This window comes from Arthrospira sp. PCC 9901, from assembly GCF_059013425.1.
Genome location: NZ_CP102296.1, coordinates 959709 through 979593 on the forward strand (window position 1 = coordinate 959709; position 19885 = coordinate 979593).

Consider the following 19885-nt stretch of genomic DNA (forward strand, 5'->3'; position numbering starts at 1 on the left):
GTAAAGAATAAACCCTATACTAGATAGGAAAGTGTTGAGATTATCCTGTTATTGCTATGCTTAAAGCTCTGCTGGGCGATCCTAATGCCCGGAAAATCAAAAAATATCAGCCTGTAGTGACGGATGTTAATATCCTAGAGGAAGATGTGCGATCGCTCTCCGATGAAGGTCTAAAGGCGAAGACTGGGGAGTTTAAGGAGATGTTGGCGAAAGCCAAAAACCGGGAGGAAAGGGAACAAATCCTGGAGGAAATTTTACCGTTAGCGTTTGCTGTAGTCAGGGAGGCTTCCCGACGGGTGTTAGGGATGCGGCACTTTGATGTTCAGGTGCTGGGGGGTATGATTTTACATAAGGGGGAAATCGCGGAGATGAAAACGGGGGAAGGAAAAACCCTGGTTTCGACCCTCCCGGCTTATCTGAATGGGTTATCAGGTCACGGGGTGCATATTATCACGGTTAATGATTATTTAGCGCGTCGTGATGCTGAGTGGATGGGACAGGTACACCGTTTTCTGGGGTTGAGTGTGGGATTAATCCAGCAGGGAATGGGTCCAGAGGAACGGAAAAAGAACTATAGCTGTGATATTACCTACGCAACTAACAGTGAGGTTGGGTTTGACTATTTGCGGGATAATATGGCGACCTCTATGGAAGAGGTGGTGCAGCGTCCTTTCAATTATTGCATTATTGACGAAGTGGACTCGGTGCTAATTGATGAGGCGCGCACTCCGTTGATTATCTCTGGTCAGGTAGAACGTCCTAGTGAGAAGTATATGAGGGCGGCGGAGGTGGCGAAGGCGCTACAGAAGGATAAGGAACATTATGAGGTGGACGAAAAGGCGCGTAATGTTCTGCTGACGGATGAGGGTTTTGCGGCGGCGGAAGAGTTTTTGGGGGTTAAGGATTTATATGATCCTAATGACCCTTGGGCGCATTTTGTGTTTAATGCGTTGAAAGCAAAAGAATTGTTTATCAAGGATGTTAATTATATCGTTCGGGATGATGAAGTCGTTATTGTAGACGAGTTCACGGGACGGGTAATGCAGGGTCGGCGTTGGAGTGATGGCTTACATCAGGCGATCGAGGCTAAGGAAGGTGTGGAAATTCAGCCGGAAACCCAAACTTTGGCGACAATTACTTATCAAAATTTCTTTTTGCTATATCCCAAATTGTCGGGGATGACGGGGACGGCGAAAACTGAGGAGGCGGAAATTGAGAAGATTTATAATTTGCAGGTGACGGTAGTTCCGACTAACCGACCGACGGCTCGTGCGGATTTGTCGGATATGGTTTATAAAACTGAGCAGGGGAAATGGCTGGCGATCGCTACTGAATGCGCGCAAATGCACAATATGGGTAGACCTGTATTGGTGGGAACTACCAGTGTGGAAAAATCGGAGTTGCTTTCTGGTTTGTTATCACAGCAGGAGGTTCCCCATAATCTTTTGAATGCGAAGCCGGAAAATGTGGAAAGGGAATCAGAAATTGTGGCGCAGGCTGGTCGCAAAGGGGCTGTGACTATTGCTACTAACATGGCGGGGCGAGGAACTGATATTATCCTGGGGGGTAATGCTGATTATATGGCGCGGTTGAAGTTACGGGAGTATTTTATGCCCCGAATTGTGAAACCGCAAGATGAGCGAGAATTGGCTATCCCTCAAATCGGAGGGGGTCCCCGTCGTAATAAGCCCCAGGGTTTTGCTGCTGCTGATAAGCCGAAGGTTTGGAAGGTGGCGGCGGGAATTTTTCCCACGGAGTTGTCGGTAGAGACTCAAGAGAAACTGCGATCGGCGGTAGATTTTGCGGTGTCGGTTTATGGGGAACGTAGTGTTCCTGAACTTATGGCTGAGGATATCCTAGCTGTAGCTTCGGAAAAAGCTCCCACTACTGATGTGGTGGTTCAGCGGATACGGGACGTTTATCAGGCTATTGTGGCTGAGTATGAGGTGTTTACTCATGAGGAACATGATGAGGTGGTGTCCCTGGGAGGATTGCACGTTATCGGTACAGAACGCCATGAGTCCCGTCGGGTAGATAACCAGTTGCGGGGAAGGGCTGGTCGTCAGGGAGACCCGGGTTCGACTCGCTTCTTTTTGAGTCTGGAAGATAATTTGCTGCGGATTTTTGGTGGTGAACGGGTGTCGGCGATGATGACGGCTTTTCAGGTGGAGGAGGATTTACCTATTGAGTCGAAGTTGTTGACGCGATCGCTGGAAAATGCCCAGAAAAAGGTAGAGACTTATTATTATGATATCCGTAAGCAGGTGTTCGAGTACGACGAGGTAATGAATAATCAGCGTCGGGCTATTTATGCGGAACGCCGCCGGGTATTAGAGGGTCAGGATCTCAAGGAACAGGTGATTAAGTATGGGGAAAAGACGATGGATGATATCGTCGAGGCTTATATTAACCCGGATCTGCCTTCGGAAGAGTGGGATCTTGAGACTTTGGTGGCTAAGGTGAAGGAGTTTGTTTATTTGCTGAAGGATCTTACTTCTGAACAGTTGTTTGATATGACGGTTGAGGAGATTAAGACTTTCTTGTATGAACAACTGCGTAATGCTTATGATATTAAGGAGGCTCAGGTAAATCAGATTCGCCCTGGACTGATGCGTGATGCGGAAAGGTTTTTTATTCTCCAACAGATTGATACTCTGTGGCGGGAACATTTGCAGCAAATGGATGCTTTGCGGGAGTCTGTGGGTCTGCGAGGCTATGGTCAGAAAGACCCGCTGGTGGAGTATAAACGGGAGGGTTACGAACTTTTCCTGGATATGATGACGGATATTCGCCGGAATGTGATTTACTCGATGTTCCAGTTTCAGCCTCAGCCGGCGGTGGCTTAATTGGGAAATGCCCTTGACAATCTCGGAAAATAGTATATATTGGTTGTCAAGTGTGAGGAGTAAGGTTTGAAGGAAGAGGTACTTGGGGTCGAAACTCGGCCAGACTCCCAGGTGCCTTTTCCGTTTTTGTAGTCAAATTCGGGGATGTTTTAGCCAGTTTCGCAAGTTACCCCACCAGAGACGGGGATGGTCGCTGGATTTGATTTGAGAATTAGCCATAGACAGCAGCAGGGGAACACCTCCAACCCGCGCCGCCATGAGAACATGAAGGGCGATCGCCACAATCATAATTGCCCAAGCTAACAGGTGGATATTATACGACAAATGGTGTGTTTCCCCTACCCTCAGCCAGTTTTCGTCCTGGAATTTCCCAGAAATGACGGCTAGTGCTAGGGCTAATAAGGCTATGGTGTTGGTGATTCGATGGAGGGTGTACCACCAGATTGGCTGTGGGGTCCGTTTGAGTTGGGCTAGGGTGTCAGGTTGGATGAGGCGTTTTTTCCCCCGACGTAGGCTGTAGTAGGTGAAGGCTAAGGCCATAAAGAATAGGAAAAATCCCCAGGTTCCATGGATGTCGATCAGGTTGCTATCTTCCGGGATTAACCAGAGAGTCCCGAAACGGCGATCGTAGCTTTCGTAAACGAGATAGCCAGTGATAATACATCCAAATACTAAAAGGCTATTTAAGCCGTGTAATAGGCGAAATAGCAAGGGCTGGTAGGGTTTGGAAGCGCTCATAATTAGGTCTTTTTGAGTTTCTTTATCAATAGTATAGCAGGGTTTTAGGATAACTTGCACAATGGGTATAATTATCCTTTGTTCTCTGTGTGATTTGGGCGGGAAAAGGAGTAATCTATAATGAGAAAGGCTATTACAATAGGGTAAATTCTGTGGTTGTCTCAAACCATGAAGTTTCGATTAATTTGAGGGTTAATCCTAAGCTGTGGGAGGATTTCCAGCAACGTTGTGCGACCTATCAAATGTCCCCAGAACAGGTGTTAGTTGGGTTAATCAAAATTTATCTGGCACCTCTGGATCATCAGGTAGCGATCGCCTTTTCCTCTGGTTCAGATGGGAGAATGGATCTCGATATCAAACAAATTATTGAAGATTATTTGCAACAAAATCTGGAACCCCAAATTCGGGACATATTGCCGAATTATATAGACTCAAAAGCGAGCGATCGCGCTTCGGCACCACCGCCGCCAGCTTCCCCGGCTGATAAGTTATCAAATAAGTTATCAAAACCCTCGCCACCATCATCACGCCAACCATCACATCAACCCATAGATTCTCGCTTAAAAACCGGCAAAGAATTAGCGCAAATTTTGGGAGTTTCCGCCCCATATATTACCACTTTAAACCGCCTAGGAGAACTACATAAACGGGGATGGCAAGATTCTGGTCAAAGGCGAGGAAAAACTATCTTATATGAACCCATATCGCCGCCTTAATTTTTACCCATAAATGGATAGGATTGTAGTCCCCATAGTCGCCATTCACCCCCAGCCTAGTTGGGGCGCAAACTTGTCTGACTATCAAGAGGAGAAGTGTGGAAGAATGAAAAGACAGCAGCCAGAAACAGTCCCCAGACCGAAATCAAGCATCTTTATAGTATAATCCAAGTTACAGCCTGTTCAGAAATCATCTGATCACCTCTCAAAGTCCCTCTCCCTTTCTGGGATCCAGATTTAGGGTGAGGGCAATGTATTAAGCGACTGGTGAACAAGCTGTATAACTTAGACAGACACAGACCATATCAAAGAAAAATCCATAAGAATGCTGTCAGAAATTACCTTAGAAAACTTTTTTAGTTTCCGAAAACCCACAACCATCAAGCTGAATCCTGGTGTGAATATTCTCCTAGGTATTAATGGTAGTGGCAAATCCAACTTGTTAAAGGCGATCGCTTTACTGTATGAGATTATTGCCGGGAATGGATTGGAAAAGACTTTTTTAAAAAAGTGGAGTGGCTTTGATGCCGTGGCCAATTTTAATGAGGACACCAAAGACTATATAAAACTCGGCTTTGAATTTAGCAAAGATGCAATTCACCAAAATCACGATAGAAGAGGATTCCAATTTAAAACTAATCCCATTTACGAACTCACAATCTTTAAAGCGGGGTCAACTTCATATTACTTGAAAGAAAAGCTATATTGCCGAAGTGATGATCAAGATGATTTTATCTTCATGGACATGAATAATGCCCAGGGAGTTATTTCCACTCGGTAAGAAGGAAAAGTGGGTTTTCAGAGATATCCCCAAGAAAGTCAACAGGTCAATTTTAAATCCACAGAACCCGTTTTAAGTCAGATTTCAGACCCGGAGAGATTTTATCCTATTTTCACCTTAAAAAGAGCTTTAGAAGAGGTAGCTGTCTATTATTATTTTGATACCACCTTTGAAAGTGTCATCAGACAACCTTCCAGCTATGGTACTGAAAGAAAATTGTCCCATGATGGACAAAACCTGATGACGATTATTAACAACATCAGAAATAACAATTCTCTCTGGTATGCTGAAATCGAGCAAGCCATCAAGAAAATTAACCCACATTTTAAAGACATCAATTTTAATTTTTTGGGTTCTAAATTATACTTAGTCCTTCGTGAAGATTATCTGGCTAAGTCAGTTTCTATTGAACATATCTCAGATGGAACCCTCCGCTATCTTTTGCTATTATCCATATTATTTAACCCTGAACGAGGTAACTTAGTCTGTATTGATGAGCCGGAAACAAATCTTCATCCCGACATGATTAATACCATCACAGATGCACTCAAGCAAGCATCCAAAAATACGCAAATAATCGTAACGACTCATTCACCATTGCTGCTAAATTCATTCGATATTGAGGATGTATTAATATTTGAAAAAAACCAGAAAAATGAGACAGAGGTAAATTTTAAGTCATCAGATGAGTTTGAGGACTGGCTTGATAATTTTCTGGTCGGTCAAGCATGGCTGCAAGGTATTATAGGCGGTAAAAGATGGTAGATATTCCGTTGATATACATAAATTTTAATTACATAGAGTTAGCCAATCATAGCCATCCATTATTCATGTCTGTAATATACCCAAAATTCAGACAAATCATAAAATGAAGGCGGTGAGACATGATAGATATTACGATTTATATAGAAGTAGTTAAAGCAGAACATAAGGCGATTTTAACTGTTAATAATTTGTTGATGTTTATAAATTAATCGGATTACTAGACTTAAAAACTATCATGGAAGATTTCGATGAAGCTAAATGGTTGCTTGCTTATATCGATTCTCATCAGGATGAGTAACAGAATAGCCACTTTCCAAGTTATTGGGTAAGGTGATAGGTTTAGGGGGTCTGACACTGGAGCGATCGCCTATAGTAACTATGGGGTTGACCCTTTCCTGAACCATTGGGGTGGGTATGAATAATATAGTAGTGCGATCGCTATTTATGGGAAAATCTTAGGTAATCTATATGAAAATTAGACCATGAAAACTGTTGATTGGATTGTAGTTGGTGCGGGAATTGCTGGTGCTTCCCTCAGTTATGAATTAGCCAAAAACGGATTTTCCGTGATGTTAATAGATCAGTTTCCGACTCCAGAAAATGCTACGTGCTACAGTTATGGGGGACTAGCTTATTGGGCGGGTTATAATGATCTAACCTATGAATTGTGTCAACAGGGACGGAAACGCCATCAGGTTTTATCAGAGGAGTTAGGGGTTGATACGCAGTTGCGGGAAGTCGATCTGGTGTTAACAGTCCCCAGAGATACTGACCCGGAAGCCATAGCCGCTAATTATCCCCCTTTTGTGACTCCTCCTAGGTGGGTGGATACTCAAACCGCTTGCGAATTAGAACCCCTACTAAACCCGGAAGAAATAGCTGGTGCGTTTACGGTGCGCCATGGTCACATTTTACCAGAGGCTCTAAACCAGGGATATATACATGGTTTCCAACGGTTAGGGGGAACTGTCAAAATTGGCATAGTTTCTGATTTAATCAGAGTGGGAAATCGGATAACTGGTGTGATTGCAGATGGGGAAAATTTATCGGCTGCTAATGTGGTGGTTTGTGCGGGTGGTATGAGTAGGGAACTGTTAAAAGCAGCGGGAATTAAAGTAAAAATACACTTTACTCATACGGAGGTTTTAGAAACCGATAAATTGCCGCCAAAATTGAGAACTGTAGTGATGTCGGCGACTATGCCCAGATTTAGGCTGGAAGCGATCGCTACTCAGCCGGAACTAGAAGAGTTGTGGGATGACCCCTATCAGGAATTAGCACCATTTATTATAGACCCTAGTGCTGTACAATTGTTAGATGGTCGTTTGAGAATCGGGCAACCTTCGCGAACTTTGAGTAATCCCAACGCGGTGATTAATCAGGCGGAAAGTGAGGCAACTATCCGAGAGGCGATCGCCAAAATTTTACCGAGTTTAGCCCATTTGCCAGCCACTTGGCATCACTGTTTAGTCGCCTTTAGCGGGGATGGTTTACCCCTGATAGGTGCGGTGCCAAATTGGTCAGGAATCCATATATTTTCAGGTTTTAGTAATCCCTTGGTATTTGTGCCACCCTTAGCCCAACGCTATGGGGAGTATCTAGCTGGAAAAGCCGATTCTATATTTGAGCAATTATCTCCCAGTAGATTATATGTTTAAATATCGTGATACTAATGGGGTTTAATGGCTGTCAACAAATGTAGCCGGGAGGATGCTTTAGTCTAGCCCAGAGGGAAACACATTAACGAACATTAACAAAAATTAAGTGTTCAGTGTCAAGATTTAACTAGCAAGGGTTCAGTTTTATGGCAGAATAAGTGTAGTCCCAATGGGTGAGCGTTGGATCATTTTTATGGCTAAGTTTGTTTTTATTACAGGTGGGGTCGTCTCCAGTATCGGTAAGGGAATTGTGGCCGCGAGTTTAGGGCGTTTGCTAAAATCCCGTAACTATTCGGTCTCCATCCTCAAGTTAGATCCCTATATTAACGTAGATCCGGGAACTATGAGTCCGTTTCAGCATGGGGAGGTGTTTGTTACCCAAGATGGGGCAGAAACTGATTTAGACTTGGGACATTATGAAAGATTTACTGACACTTCTATGTCCCGCCTAAATAGTGTGACAGCGGGGGCGATTTATCAAGCTGTAATCAATAAAGAGAGACGGGGGGACTATCACGGGGGAACAGTCCAGGTGATCCCCCATATTACCAATGAGTGTAAGGAACGTATCCATAGGGTAGCCCAGAATACTCACTCAGATGTGGTAATTACAGAGGTGGGTGGAACCGTGGGGGATATCGAGTCTTTACCCTTTTTGGAGGCGATCCGACAATTTCGGAAAGATGTGGGCCGCAAAAATGTGGTCTATCTCCATGTTACCTTAATGCCTTTTATTAGTGCGGCGGGGGAGATGAAAACTAAGCCGACTCAACATTCTGTGAAAGAATTGCGATCAATTGGTATTCAACCAGATATTCTGGTTTGTAGATGCGATCGCCCTTTACCTATGGGGATAAAAGAGAAGATCTCCGAGTTTTGCGATGTAGAGGTAGAGAGTGTGATTACAGCCCAAGATGCTGATAGCATTTACGAAGTACCCCTAATTTTGGAAAAAGAAGGACTCGCCCAGCAAACCTTGGAACTTCTACAATTAGAACAGCGACAGCCAGATCTGAGTTCTTGGCAAACTCTTGTCGATCGCCTCTATCATACCCAAAGGGGTGGATTGGCGACTATGGAACCCACCCCCGTGGAAATTGCGATCGTCGGTAAATACATCCAGTTAAGCGATGCTTACCTATCCGTAGTAGAAGCCGTGCGCCATGCAGCAATTGATGTGGGAACCGAAGTCAATCTCAGATGGGTAAATTCAGAAGACCTACAAACTGATGATGTACAATCAGCCCTGAAAGAAGTTCACGGTATTATTGTACCGGGGGGATTTGGGGTCAGGGGAATTGATGGTAAAATTGCGGCGATTCGTTATGCCAGAGAACATCAAATCCCGTTTTTAGGTCTATGCTTAGGGATGCAATGTTCTATTATCGAATGGGCGCGTTATTGTGCGGGACTAGCAAACGCAGATAGTGCCGAATTTGATCCCAACACCCCTAACCCGGTAATTAACTTATTACCAGAACAGCAGGATGTTGTCGATCTTGGTGGAACTATGCGTTTAGGGTTATATCCTTGTAGGTTAAAGCCTGATACCCTCGCCTCCAAACTGTACGATCAGGAAGTGGTTTATGAACGCCACCGACATCGGTATGAGTTTAATAATGCCTATCGGAGTCTGTTTTTGGAAACCGGTTATATGATCAGTGGTACATCTCCAGATGGTCGCTTGGTAGAAATTATTGAATTTCCCCAGCATCCATTTTTCATTGCTACCCAATTTCATCCTGAGTTCCAGTCTCGACCTAATACTCCCCACCCCCTGTTCAAAGGGTTGATTCAAGCAGCTTGTCATCTATTAGAGAAAGACAAAAAAAACACGTTTAGGTCGGAGAACAAACCGAAGGCGGTAGTCAATAATTCCGCTGATAAGTCCTAAAAATTACAGCCCGCCCAGGAGATTTTATCAATTGGTTCGGGCTGATTTTAGGTAATCCTTAATGCTGCATTTTCTGAATACTCATTATGGCAAGAATCACAGATTTGAGGTAATCTTGTGGCGCACTGGATTAAACTGATCTATGAAAGAGAAACCTATATTATCGATCTCCATAGCATCGGTGCATTTTGTTTTGGGTTAAATAATCGCCTAACCTTTTGGTTAAAAGACGGTAACTATCCCATTGTAATTCATCCGAAAACTCACCCAGAAACCTATCAAATTATTCTGGATTACATCAAAAAACAAACAGCAGCAAGTCCAGCCACAGGGTTTTGGATTAAGTTTAATTATGACCGCAATGAATATATAATTGATTTGAGTCGTATCCAAGTATTTAGCTGTGATGGTACCCAGCGGATTGTATTTTGGTTGGCGAATACCCGTGAACAGGTAGTGATTAATCGCCACAGCAACCCCGGTACTTATCAAAGAATTCAAGATTATATTTATAAAACTACTGGCTATTCAGTGCCATAAATCGCTAACTATAAAAAAAAGATTAAAACTTATCGGTTTTGGTGTCTAGGTGTCCTACAGTGTAAAATGGCAATCGACTTTTCGGGGAAAGATTCCCGAAAAGGAATGATATCTTAGCTAATTCCAAAATGCAGAAGTTAACTGATCAGGATTTATGGCGAAATTATGTTAATGGTCAACGAGATTTTGTAAATATTGAAATAGTGAGAGCGAATTTATTTGAGGTAGATTTGCGAAATATTCAACTGGTAGCAAGTCGATTAATTAAAGTATATATGCCCTATGCTAATTTAAGTTATGCTAATTTGAGCAATACAGAGATTATTGAGAGTGAATTTGGGGATGTGAAGCTGAAGGAGGGTAATTTATCTGATGCTTGCCTATCCCATAGTAATTTTTATCGAGCTAATCTGCGCTATAGTAACTTACAGAGGGCGCAATTGTCTGATGTAAATTTACAAGCGGCGGACTTGTATAATGCGGATTTACAAGATGCTTACCTAGTCAATGTTGACCTACAGGGTGCTAACCTGGAAGGAGCCCAGATAGAAAAGGCTATATTTATTGGTTGTAACCTGTTTCGGGCTAAGGGAGTTAATCTATCTCCTGAACAATGCGATCGCACTATTGGTCCCCATGGATTTACGCAGGGATAGTCAAATTTAATCTGACCAAGGCTCGGAATAATTTATAATTAAATTATCATCAAAATTCCGATCGCCATAGTATCCAGTGTCAGAGCCATTTAAAACTTACTTATCCTTTCCCAAGAGGTTAGAGGGAAATAGCCCCGACCTAGACTGGGAAGCCACTTTAGGGGATTTACCCACTTATCATTTTGGTATAAAATCAGATAGCCAAGTCTCAGAAGTAGTCCGACAATTTCAGGGTCACGCTTTACTACCTGGGGTATTAATTTGGGAAGACATAGAATCGGAGGAACCCCAATTAGTGGGGCTACTTTCCCGACGACAATTATTAGAGTTTTTCATCCGACCTCAAGGGGGGGAAATGTTGTCAAGTCAACCCTTGGGAGTTTGTTATAGCTATGGGGGTTTCCCGATGCTGGTTTTACCGGAAACGATGACGATTTTAGAAGCGGCGCGCTATGCTAGAAGGCGATCGCCAGAACTAATTGCCGAACCAATTGTTGTAGCTCATCGAGGAAATCCAGCCATCCCCTATTCTATTTTAAATATTGACGATCTCAATATTGCCCATTGGCAAATTAGAGGTATTGAAACCCAAGTGCGTTATGAACGCACCCAGATCCAAATGATTCAGAGTGAAAAAATGAGTAACCTAGGGCGCTTAGTAGATGGTGTCGCCCACGAAATCTTAGATCCGGTGGGATTTATTTGGGGTAATCTTACCCATTTAAACGAATACGCCCAAGGGTTAATGGAGTTATTATCAGCTTATGAGAAGCATTTTCCCCAAGTGCCGCCAGAGATTGAAGCTAAACAGGAGGAGATAGACTTAGACTTTGTGCGATCGGATTTACCGCGAGTAGTTGCTAGTATTAGTGGAGGGGCCGATCGCCTAAATCGATTAGCCACCAGCTTACAGAACTTCTGCCATATTGATAATGTCCACCCCAAGCCAGCAGATTTGCAGGGGTCTTTGGATGGTATTGTCTTGTTAATCCAAAGCCAAATCAAAGGGGAAATCGAAATTATTAGGCACTATGGGCAAGTTCCGCCGATTTCCTGCTATATTGGACAGTTAAATCAGGTGTTTATGAATATTCTCACCAATGCGGTTAGCGCTCTGATTGATCGGGCGGTGAGACAGGACTGGGTAGAAGAGTTCGGGCCTGTGCATCGAATTCAAAGAAGCGATCGCCCCCAAATTGAAATTACCATCAAGGTTAGCGCCATGACAGAGGACCAAGGAGATACCCCCAGGGGGGAGTCAAATCAGGAGTCCTGGGTTTTAATTAAAATAAGTGATAATGGTCCGGGGATGTCATCGTCGCAGTTGAAAAAAATCCTGGAGTCATTCTCGGCCCATCGTCGCGCTGACAAAGAAACCAGTTTAGGGTTAAGCTATCAAATTGTCACCGCCAAACACGGAGGCAAGCTAAATCTGCGATCGCAACTGGGTGTAGGCACAGAATTTGAAATTTGGCTCCCCCTAACCTAAATCTAAATTAAACCCCCTTTGATCACCTGTAATCATCATGCTCTGGACATCAATTTTTAGCCATTTCACAAGTCGCCATTTCCGCCTAGTGAGGCAATTAGGAGGATTACTGCTGACCCTCCCCCTATGGGTAAACCTGACGGGTGTGCGTCAAGCGGCATTCGCCCAAGCCTTATTACCTTACACTCTGCAAGTAGACTCAGAACATTTACAACAAACCGGAGATGGTTTAATTGAAGAAGCCGCCCAACTCACACGATTTCAGCAATACCAACTCGCCCTACCCAGGGCTGAATTAGCCACCCAATTAGCACCCAACAACTATCAAACCTGGGCTTTATTAGGTAGTCTGTATATCCAAGTCGATCGCATAGAAGCTGGAATCGAATCCCTAAACAGAGCCCAAGCCTTAGCCCCTGACAACCCAGCAATTAGGTTTGTCTTAGGGGAGGCTTACTTTCGCAAAGGAGAGTATCAGAGGTCTGTGGAGGAAATCGAACAGGGTTTAAGAATCAATCCTAACGTTCCCGGAGCCTTGTTTGATTTAGGTAATGCCTATTTCCAACTGGGAAAATTCGAGCAAGCGATCGCCAGATACAAAGAAGCCTATAACCAGGAAAGACTCCTCTGGCCAGCAATTAATAATATTGGTTTAGTGGAATACGAACTCGGTCAAACCGATTCAGCGGTGCAGCGTTGGGAAGAGGCTTTTGCCATTGATGAAACCGCCGCCGAGCCGTTGTTAGCGATTGCAGTAGCCCTTTATCGACAGGGCGACACAGAAAGGGCTTTAACCTTGGGAGAACAAGCCCTGCAACTAGACAGTCGTTATGCAGAGCTTGAATTTCTCCGAGAAAATCTCTGGGGCGATCGCCTCATGGAGGATGCTCGGACTTTTCTTTCCACACCTCGGATGCAGCAAACCATCAGCCGACTCTAAGGATAGCATAGCTAATCCTTGGGGAGTAGGGACTTAATTTTATTGACAAATTCTTGATGATCAATCACAGGTTTGGAAATATAGTCGTCAGCGCCACTTTCCGCCAAAAAATCTTCGCGATCGCCCGCCATAGCGTGGGCGGTCACTAGAATAATTGGTAACTTAGCTGTATCTGGATCAGCCTTGAGCAACTGGGTAATTTTAATCCCATCGACTGCTTTACCCAGATACACACTGCGAGCCAATGACACATCCATCAAAATCAGGTCAGCCTCTTTAGTGCGAGCTATCTGCATTACTTCGTCTACGTTTTCAGTGTGCTTAACCGCTAATCCCCCTCGTTTGCTCAAAATTTTGGCAAAAACGCGGGCATTAACCGGATCGTCTTCTACAATCAGAACGGTCTTCATCAGAGTCTCCGCTGGACATACTCTCCAGTTACGATGTGCAATCATAACACGACGTTGATAGTATTGGGCGAACCCAAAAAATCCCCGTCTGATATCATTATGACCACAAAACAGCAACTTGAACCTGATTTAACCCGCAATTGAATCTGAAAATTTTGGTCAAAACCGGGCAACATTGCAGTTAACCTAAAATAGTAGGCTCCGAAATCGTCCTTAACTCAGGTGTTGAAATCCCTAGAGTTTCCCAAATATTAAAATTGCTAAACCCTAAAATCGATCCAACTCATGGCTAAACAGTTAAATTTTCTGAGCGGGGAAGTGATACCCACATCATTAACCAATGAAATGCAGCAATCGTACCTCGAATACGCCATGAGTGTAATTGTGGGGCGAGCGCTACCAGATGTCCGAGACGGCTTAAAACCAGTACACCGTCGCATATTATATGCGATGCACGAACTAGGGCTAACACCCGATCGCCCTTATCGTAAGTGTGCGCGGGTAGTTGGGGACGTATTAGGAAAATACCACCCCCACGGCGACCAGTCGGTATATGATGCTCTAGTGCGGTTAGTGCAAGAGTTTTCTAGTCGTTATCCGTTATTGGCGGGTCACGGTAACTTTGGTTCGGTAGATAACGACCCTCCCGCCGCCATGAGGTATACAGAGACCCGGTTAGCTGCTATTGGTAATGAGGGACTGCTTACCCAGGTAGGAGAAGCGACGGTTGATTTTACGAGTAACTTTGACAATTCCCAACAAGAACCCACAGTTCTCCCGGCGCAACTACCGTTTTTAATCCTCAATGGTAGCTCTGGTATCGCAGTAGGTATGGCGACTAATATTCCTCCCCACAATTTAGGGGAGGTAGTCGATGGCTTAATCGCTTTGATTGATCATCCCGACCTTTCCGATCAGAAGTTAATGCAACTCATTCCGGGACCGGACTTTCCCACTGGGGGGGAAATTGTGGCTACAGCAGGGATTACAGAAGCCTACACATCAGGGCGAGGTAGTATTGTCATGCGGGGGGTCGCGAAAATTGAGCAGGTACCAACGGCGGGTCGTAAACGCACTAAAAATGCGATTGTGGTGACGGAATTACCTTTTCAGGTCAACAAAGCCGGATGGATTGAAAAGGTGGCGGTTTTGGTGAATGCGGGTAAATTGGAGGGGATTTCTGATATCCGAGACGAAAGCGATCGCGAAGGGATTAGAGTGGTAATCGAACTGAAACGGGAAGCCACCCCAGAAGTGGTGCTGCATAATCTCTATCAGCACACGGATTTGATGTCGAAATTTGGGGCGATTTTCCTGGCTTTGGTCAACAGTCAACCTCGACAACTGAGCCTTAAACAAATCCTCCAGGAATTTCTAGGGTTTCGTGAACAAACTCTCCTGCGTCGCTATAGATCCGAGTTACAGATAGCGGAACGTCGCGCTTTGATGGTGGGAGGCTTACTCAAGGCTTTAGCAGCTTTGGATGAGGTGATCGAGATTTTGCGAAATGCTCCCGATGGTACTTCGGCTAAAATGTCCCTAGAAACTCGTTTAGATCTGACTGGCGAGCAAGCCGATACAATTCTAGCTATGCCCCTCAGACGATTGACGCAGTTGGAGGGGCAAAAGTTGCAGCAGGAAGCGGCGGAGTTGGCGGCGCAAATCGATCGCCTGCGCCTTTTATTATCAGAGCGCGCGGAGTTATTAAAATCCCTCAAAAAGGAATTGCGATCGCTCAAACGTCGATATTCAGACCCACGTCGCACTCGCATTGTTTCTTCAGAACCCCAGGAATCTCCCTCCGTGTCTGTCCCCTCTTCTAAGGAGGTGCATCCCTCCTCAAAACCTACGAAATCCAAGATTTTACGCCCCCAATTACCGGCCGTAGAAGAGACTTTGGTCGAAATGACCCTAAAAGGATATGTGCGACGAGTGACTCCCAGCGCCCTGTCTCGTCCCCAGTCCCGTGAGGATATTACGATTGAGGCGATCGATGATTTTCCCGTAGCTTCTTATCTAACTACCACAGCGGAAACCCTGGTGATTATTAACCGCATGGGTAAGGCTTACCCCTTGAGCGTCGCTGATATCCCCAGTGTTTCTCAGAAGTCCCGTGGTGTACCTTTAATCACGTTATTATCCCCCTCCGCCACCAAAGATGCCAGTAGTCGCCCTCAAGATTTGATTGTAGCTGCATTTGCGGGGGCGGGTTTACAAAGCTCTCCCCTAAGACGGACAACTGATGGCGGAACCTCCCCCAAGAGTGCTTTTTCCCCAGAGACTGATTTAATCATGCTATCAGCAGAGGGGAAGATTAAGCGCTTCTCCGGGACTGATTTCATGGATTTGAGTGCTAGGGGGATTACGGTAATGAAACTCAAAGATAATGATGAGTTGAGTTATGCTAATCTGGCTGCTACAGGCGATCAAGTGGTTTTAGCTACCTCTGGGGGGCGGCTGTTGCGTTTGGATATTAATTCTGAGCAGATCCCGGTCATGGGAAGAACCGCTCAGGGTTCTGTGGCTACCCGACTCCGAAAAAATGAACAGTTGGTGGGCTGTATTACGCTGTCATCAACGGGTGAGTTAAACAACCAGTTTATTCTGTTGGTGTCAGAACAAGGGTATTTTAAACGGATTTCTCTACAAAGTCTCCAACGTTCCCGTCGAGGGGGAATTGGTACTCAAATGTTACAGTTTCACACCCGTGATGATGCTTGTCGGGGGTTGGCGGCGATTAGTCCCGGTGAGGTTGTCTATTGTTTAACCAGTGAAAATCGTATGGTAACTTTAGTTCCTGATGTGGTTCCGGTTTGGGGTAAGGATGGTTATGGCGATCGCATGGTGGAATTGAATTCTGGGGAACGGATTTTGTCGGTGGTTAGCCCCATTTACCGTACAACAATCGAGGGTTAATCACTGAGAGCGATCGCTTTTTCCGTCATATCTCTCCCTGTTGGGTTTCACCCTAGCAACAAATGTTGGGTGAAACCCAAGCAACAAAGAGCGATCGCTTTTTCCGTCATATCTCTCCCTGTTGGGTTTCACCCTAGCAACAAATGTTGGGTGAAACCCAAGCAACAAAGAGCGATCGCTTTTTCCGTCATATCTCTCCCTGTTGGGTTTCACCCTAGCAACAAATGTTGGGTGAAACCCAAGCAACAAAGAGCGATCGCTTTTTCCGTCATATCTCTCCCTGTTGGGTTTCACCCTAGCAACAAATGTTGGGTGAAACCCAAGCAACAAAGAGCGATCGCTTTTTCCGTCATATCTCTCCCTGTTGGGTTTCACCCAAGCAACAAAGGGCGATCGCTTTTTCCGTCATATCTCTCCCTGTTGGGTGAAACCCAAGCAACAAATGTTGGGTTTCACCCTAGCAACAAAGAGCGATCGCCTATTTGAGTAGGTTGGGTGGAGGTACGGAACCCAACACCACCATCTCACCCTACTAACTGAGCGGGAATCAAACGATCGCACCCGGTGGGGGTAGGCGGTTGATGATCAGATCGCTCCGAGTTATTAAAATCCCTCAAAAATGAATTGCGATCGCTTAAACCTCCATAGTCCAGTTAGTCCTTGGTACTCAGATGTTAAACTCTCCGTCATCATGATATGCTTGTCGGGGGTTAGCCGCGACTACTCCCCGTGAGGTTGTATATTGTTTAACCAGTGAAAATCATTAGGTAACTTTAGTTCCTGATGTGGTTCCGGTTTGGGGTAAGGATGGTTATGGCGATCGCCTGGTAGAATTGAATGCTGGGGAACCGATTTTGTCCGTGGTTAGCCCCATTCACCGTACAAAAATCGAGGGTTAATCACTATGGCGATCGTCGTTTTGGAGAATATTTATAAGCGTTTTTCCCCGGAAAATACCCCCTCGGAAACCGACCGAGATAGAGCCGTCCTTCGTAATATTAACCTCACCGTCCGTGATGGTGAATTTATGGTGTTTGTCGGACCTTCTGGCTGCGGAAAAAGTACCCTATTACGCTTGATTGCTGGCTTGGAAACTCCCACAGCCGGAAAGATTTGGATTGGCGATCGCTTAGTTAATGATTATCCTCCCAAAAACCGCGATGTCGCTATGGTATTTCAAAATTACGCCCTATATCCCCACATTAAAGTTTATGATAATTTGGCTTTTGGGTTGCGACGTACTGGCCAACCCGAAAAATTGCCTCAAAGACTAGCCGGAACTATAAAGCGATCGCTCCCTTTTCCTAATTCCTTCCGTAACCAGTCTAGTCGGGAACGTTCCATTGCGCTGCGAGTACAACAAATTGCTGAGATGTTGCAAATTGAACCCCTACTAGATCGGTTTCCCAAACAACTTTCCGGCGGTCAAAAGCAACGGGTCGCTTTAGGAAGGGCTATGGCTCGAAATCCCCAGGTTTTTCTCATGGATGAACCCTTATCTAATTTGGATGCTAGGTTACGCACCGAAATGCGATCGCAAATTGTTGACTTACAACGACAGTTAGGAACTACCACTATTTATGTTACCCACGACCAAACCGAAGCTATGACTATGGGGACTCGAATTGCTGTCCTGAATGGCGGACAAATTCAGCAAATTGACAGTCCCATGGTTTTGTATAACTCCCCCGCTAATCGTTTTGTAGCCGAGTTTATTGGCTCTAGTCCCATGAATTTTCTCACCGTTAAATTGTCTAAGTCCGGTGAGTTAATCCATCCCCATTTTCGCCTCAGTTTATCTCAGGAAACCATAGCTAATCTCACGAATTTGGCTGATCAGTCTATCGTTTTGGGCGTGCGTTCGGAACATTTAACCCTCGCAGAACCTAGCCCGAATCATCTTAATGTCAGGGTTGAACGGGTCGAATCCTTGGGACATGAAACCCTGTTATTTGCTAGGTTTACCCACCCCCCAGAAGATGGCTTACAGGTGAGGATTCCCGCAGCCATTGATGTCAGTTTGGGGGATAAAATTAACTTGGCGATCGCCCATGAAAAAGTGCATCTTTTTCACCCACAAACAGGCGATCGTCTTTGATTAACTATGTTTAATTAACTCTATAACTGCTTTTCCACAGGATATATAAGCCATACCTGGTCTCAGGGCATACCCAACAAATACTAGATATCTGTTAGGTTAACATATAGTTATATGTTCATTGAATCATAGTCTAGGGCTTCCAGATAGCCACGACAATTATAAAGTTTTACTAACAACAATTCACTCCCAGAAGCAGACGTGATAGCATTGCTGCTTAAACTTACCCAATTAGTTATTTGAGGTGAAAAAAATGCCCCTGAATAAACGGTGCATCGCCGAGTTTCTCGGTACGTTTTGGCTCGTGTTCGGAGGTTGTGGTAGTGCGGTATTAGCAGCCGAATTTCCACGGGGTGTTGATAATCCTTTTGGGATTGCCTTTATTGGTGTGGCGATCGCCTTTGGTCTCACCGTATTGACTATGGCTTATGCCATTGGTCACATTTCCGGTTGTCACCTTAACCCGGCAGTTTCCTTTGGTTTATGGGCAGCAAAACGCTTCCCAGCCTCGGATTTACTCCCCTATATTGTCGCTCAGGTTATAGGTGCGATCGTTGCCGCCGGTTTGGTCTATCTAATCGCCATAGGTCAACCAGATTTTATCCTTACTGGTACTAATCCTCTGGCTACTAATGGTTTTGGGCCTCACTCTCCCGGTGGCTTTTCCTTACTTTCGTGTTTAATCACAGAAGTAGTTCTGACATTCATGTTTTTGATGGTGATTTTGGGATCAACAGATAGCCGAGCCCCCAAGGGCTTTGCTCCTATTGCTATTGGTTTAGCCCTAACCCTAATTCACTTAATCAGCATTCCCGTGACCAACACTTCTGTTAACCCCGCTCGCAGCACAGGACCAGCCCTGTTTGCTGGCGTAGAATTGTTTAGTCAAGTGTGGTTATTCTGGTTGGCTCCCATTGTAGGAGCGATCGCCGCCGGATATGCCTATACAGCCTTATTTTCTGAAACGCCAATCGAAGAAACCCCCGCTATTGTCGAATAACTAACTATTGCGCTTCCCTCCATATACAACACGGCAAAAATTCGGGAGTTTGGTAGCTCCGTCTTTTTAAAGCGGGGCGGAAAAACGACTCGGCGGCTTTAGCCGCAATGACTATGATAGAATGGTATCGCCTTCTCTATGACCCAAATGAAAGGGGCTTAACATCCCGTGAGGGCAGACTTGCATCATGCAGAAATGTCGGCAGCAAAGACGTTTCATTGGCGAGAGACAAAAGGTGATTGAATGAAAATAAGTAAAAGGAAGCCTTCGGGCAACCTATAGAGGCGTATTTGACTTCGCCTAGGAGTCCGACTTGTCGGAAGTTCTGAAATCCCTCCGGGGAATCCCCGTCGCTTTAGCGCGGGGAGTAGTCAACACAAGGATCCTCATTGTCTTTCTGTCAATTCTGTATATACACACAAACGATAGGGACAACTA

17 protein-coding genes are annotated in these 19885 nt (G+C 45.0%); 14 read left to right on the forward strand and 3 right to left on the reverse strand.

The window, feature by feature from the left end; genetic code table 11:
• The first annotated feature begins 56 nt into the window (after positions 1–56).
• A complete protein-coding gene (gene secA, locus NLZ44_RS04295) occupies positions 57–2846 on the forward strand; it encodes a preprotein translocase subunit SecA (protein WP_493751954.1) in 2790 nt (929 codons plus the stop codon).
• 132 nt (positions 2847–2978) lie between these two features.
• Here secA and NLZ44_RS04300 read toward each other — a convergent pair whose 3' ends face one another.
• Positions 2979–3584 carry a cytochrome b/b6 domain-containing protein gene (locus tag NLZ44_RS04300; RefSeq protein WP_008052461.1) on the reverse strand — a complete coding sequence of 202 codons (606 nt, stop codon included), beginning with the start codon at positions 3582–3584 and terminating at the stop codon, positions 2979–2981.
• 152 nt (positions 3585–3736) lie between these two features.
• Here NLZ44_RS04300 and NLZ44_RS04305 point away from each other — a divergent pair, with 152 nt between their 5' ends.
• The 3 genes from NLZ44_RS04305 (at position 3737) to NLZ44_RS04315 (ending at position 5846) form a co-directional block, all read left to right on the forward strand.
• Positions 3737–4300, forward strand: coding sequence for a hypothetical protein (locus tag NLZ44_RS04305; protein ID WP_493751955.1), 564 nt, complete (start codon positions 3737–3739; stop codon positions 4298–4300).
• 325 nt (positions 4301–4625) lie between these two features.
• Positions 4626–5081, forward strand: a complete 456-nt coding sequence (locus NLZ44_RS04310) for an AAA family ATPase (RefSeq protein ID WP_493751956.1) — start codon at positions 4626–4628, stop codon at positions 5079–5081.
• A 9-nt stretch (positions 5082–5090) separates the two neighbouring features.
• Complete coding sequence (locus NLZ44_RS04315; protein WP_493751957.1) at positions 5091–5846, forward strand: AAA family ATPase; 756 nt, start codon at positions 5091–5093, stop codon at positions 5844–5846.
• 254 nt (positions 5847–6100) lie between these two features.
• On the opposite strand, the gene NLZ44_RS04320 is transcribed toward NLZ44_RS04315, so the two are convergent.
• Complete coding sequence (locus NLZ44_RS04320) at positions 6101–6250, reverse strand: hypothetical protein (protein ID WP_006624353.1); 150 nt, start codon at positions 6248–6250, stop codon at positions 6101–6103.
• Between the two features lie 78 nt (positions 6251–6328).
• Here NLZ44_RS04320 and NLZ44_RS04325 point away from each other — a divergent pair, with 78 nt between their 5' ends.
• The 6 genes from NLZ44_RS04325 to NLZ44_RS04350 all read left to right on the forward strand — a co-directional run bounded on the left by NLZ44_RS04325 (position 6329) and on the right by NLZ44_RS04350 (position 13023).
• A complete protein-coding gene (locus tag NLZ44_RS04325) occupies positions 6329–7504 on the forward strand; it encodes an NAD(P)/FAD-dependent oxidoreductase (protein WP_493751958.1) in 1176 nt (391 codons plus the stop codon).
• 193 nt (positions 7505–7697) lie between these two features.
• Complete coding sequence (pyrG, locus tag NLZ44_RS04330; protein WP_493751959.1) at positions 7698–9398, forward strand: CTP synthase; 1701 nt, start codon at positions 7698–7700, stop codon at positions 9396–9398.
• A gap of 117 nt (positions 9399–9515) precedes the next feature.
• Positions 9516–9938: a hypothetical protein gene (locus NLZ44_RS04335; protein WP_493751960.1), complete on the forward strand. Its 423-nt coding sequence runs from the start codon at positions 9516–9518 to the stop codon at positions 9936–9938.
• A 128-nt stretch (positions 9939–10066) separates the two neighbouring features.
• Positions 10067–10594 (forward strand): pentapeptide repeat-containing protein, encoded by a 528-nt coding sequence (locus NLZ44_RS04340; protein ID WP_493751961.1) that lies wholly within the window; start codon positions 10067–10069, stop codon positions 10592–10594.
• 76 nt (positions 10595–10670) lie between these two features.
• Positions 10671–12083 carry a sensor histidine kinase gene (locus tag NLZ44_RS04345; protein ID WP_493751962.1) on the forward strand — a complete coding sequence of 471 codons (1413 nt, stop codon included), beginning with the start codon at positions 10671–10673 and terminating at the stop codon, positions 12081–12083.
• An 88-nt stretch (positions 12084–12171) separates the two neighbouring features.
• Positions 12172–13023, forward strand: a complete 852-nt coding sequence (locus NLZ44_RS04350) for a tetratricopeptide repeat protein (RefSeq protein WP_493752946.1) — start codon at positions 12172–12174, stop codon at positions 13021–13023.
• A gap of 11 nt (positions 13024–13034) precedes the next feature.
• Here the strand turns inward: NLZ44_RS04350 and NLZ44_RS04355 are convergent, their stop codons facing one another.
• Positions 13035–13433, reverse strand: a complete 399-nt coding sequence (locus tag NLZ44_RS04355; protein WP_006618172.1) for a response regulator — start codon at positions 13431–13433, stop codon at positions 13035–13037.
• 285 nt (positions 13434–13718) lie between these two features.
• On the opposite strand from NLZ44_RS04355, the gene NLZ44_RS04360 reads away from it, so the two are divergent.
• The 4 genes from NLZ44_RS04360 to aqpZ all read left to right on the forward strand — a co-directional run bounded on the left by NLZ44_RS04360 (position 13719) and on the right by aqpZ (position 19447).
• Entirely contained in the window at positions 13719–16349 is a 2631-nt protein-coding gene (locus tag NLZ44_RS04360) for a DNA gyrase/topoisomerase IV subunit A (protein ID WP_493751963.1), read from the forward strand.
• Positions 16350–16418: 69 nt separating this feature from the next.
• Positions 16419–16835 carry a hypothetical protein gene (locus NLZ44_RS04365; RefSeq protein WP_493751964.1) on the forward strand — a complete coding sequence of 139 codons (417 nt, stop codon included), beginning with the start codon at positions 16419–16421 and terminating at the stop codon, positions 16833–16835.
• A gap of 418 nt (positions 16836–17253) precedes the next feature.
• The gene (locus tag NLZ44_RS04370; RefSeq protein WP_111891485.1) at positions 17254–18447 is read left to right on the forward strand and encodes an ABC transporter ATP-binding protein; all 1194 of its coding nucleotides are present in this window, start codon (positions 17254–17256) and stop codon (positions 18445–18447) included.
• A gap of 253 nt (positions 18448–18700) precedes the next feature.
• Positions 18701–19447: an aquaporin Z gene (gene aqpZ, locus NLZ44_RS04375; protein WP_006624338.1), complete on the forward strand. Its 747-nt coding sequence runs from the start codon at positions 18701–18703 to the stop codon at positions 19445–19447.
• The last annotated feature ends 438 nt before the right edge of the window (positions 19448–19885 follow it).

Coding starts and splice junctions, on each gene's coding strand:
- NLZ44_RS04360 (WP_493751963.1), top strand. CDS start 13,719: ATGGCTAAACAGTTAAATTTTCTGAGCGGGGAAGTGATACCCACATCA.
- NLZ44_RS04320 (WP_006624353.1), bottom strand. CDS start 6,250: ATGGTTCAGGAAAGGGTCAACCCCATAGTTACTATAGGCGATCGCTCC.
- NLZ44_RS04325 (WP_493751958.1), top strand. CDS start 6,329: ATGAAAACTGTTGATTGGATTGTAGTTGGTGCGGGAATTGCTGGTGCT.
- NLZ44_RS04355 (WP_006618172.1), bottom strand. CDS start 13,433: ATGAAGACCGTTCTGATTGTAGAAGACGATCCGGTTAATGCCCGCGTT.
- NLZ44_RS04340 (WP_493751961.1), top strand. CDS start 10,067: ATGCAGAAGTTAACTGATCAGGATTTATGGCGAAATTATGTTAATGGT.
- pyrG (WP_493751959.1), top strand. CDS start 7,698: ATGGCTAAGTTTGTTTTTATTACAGGTGGGGTCGTCTCCAGTATCGGT.
- NLZ44_RS04310 (WP_493751956.1), top strand. CDS start 4,626: ATGCTGTCAGAAATTACCTTAGAAAACTTTTTTAGTTTCCGAAAACCC.
- secA (WP_493751954.1), top strand. CDS start 57: ATGCTTAAAGCTCTGCTGGGCGATCCTAATGCCCGGAAAATCAAAAAA.
- aqpZ (WP_006624338.1), top strand. CDS start 18,701: ATGCCCCTGAATAAACGGTGCATCGCCGAGTTTCTCGGTACGTTTTGG.
- NLZ44_RS04370 (WP_111891485.1), top strand. CDS start 17,254: ATGGCGATCGTCGTTTTGGAGAATATTTATAAGCGTTTTTCCCCGGAA.
- NLZ44_RS04300 (WP_008052461.1), bottom strand. CDS start 3,584: ATGAGCGCTTCCAAACCCTACCAGCCCTTGCTATTTCGCCTATTACAC.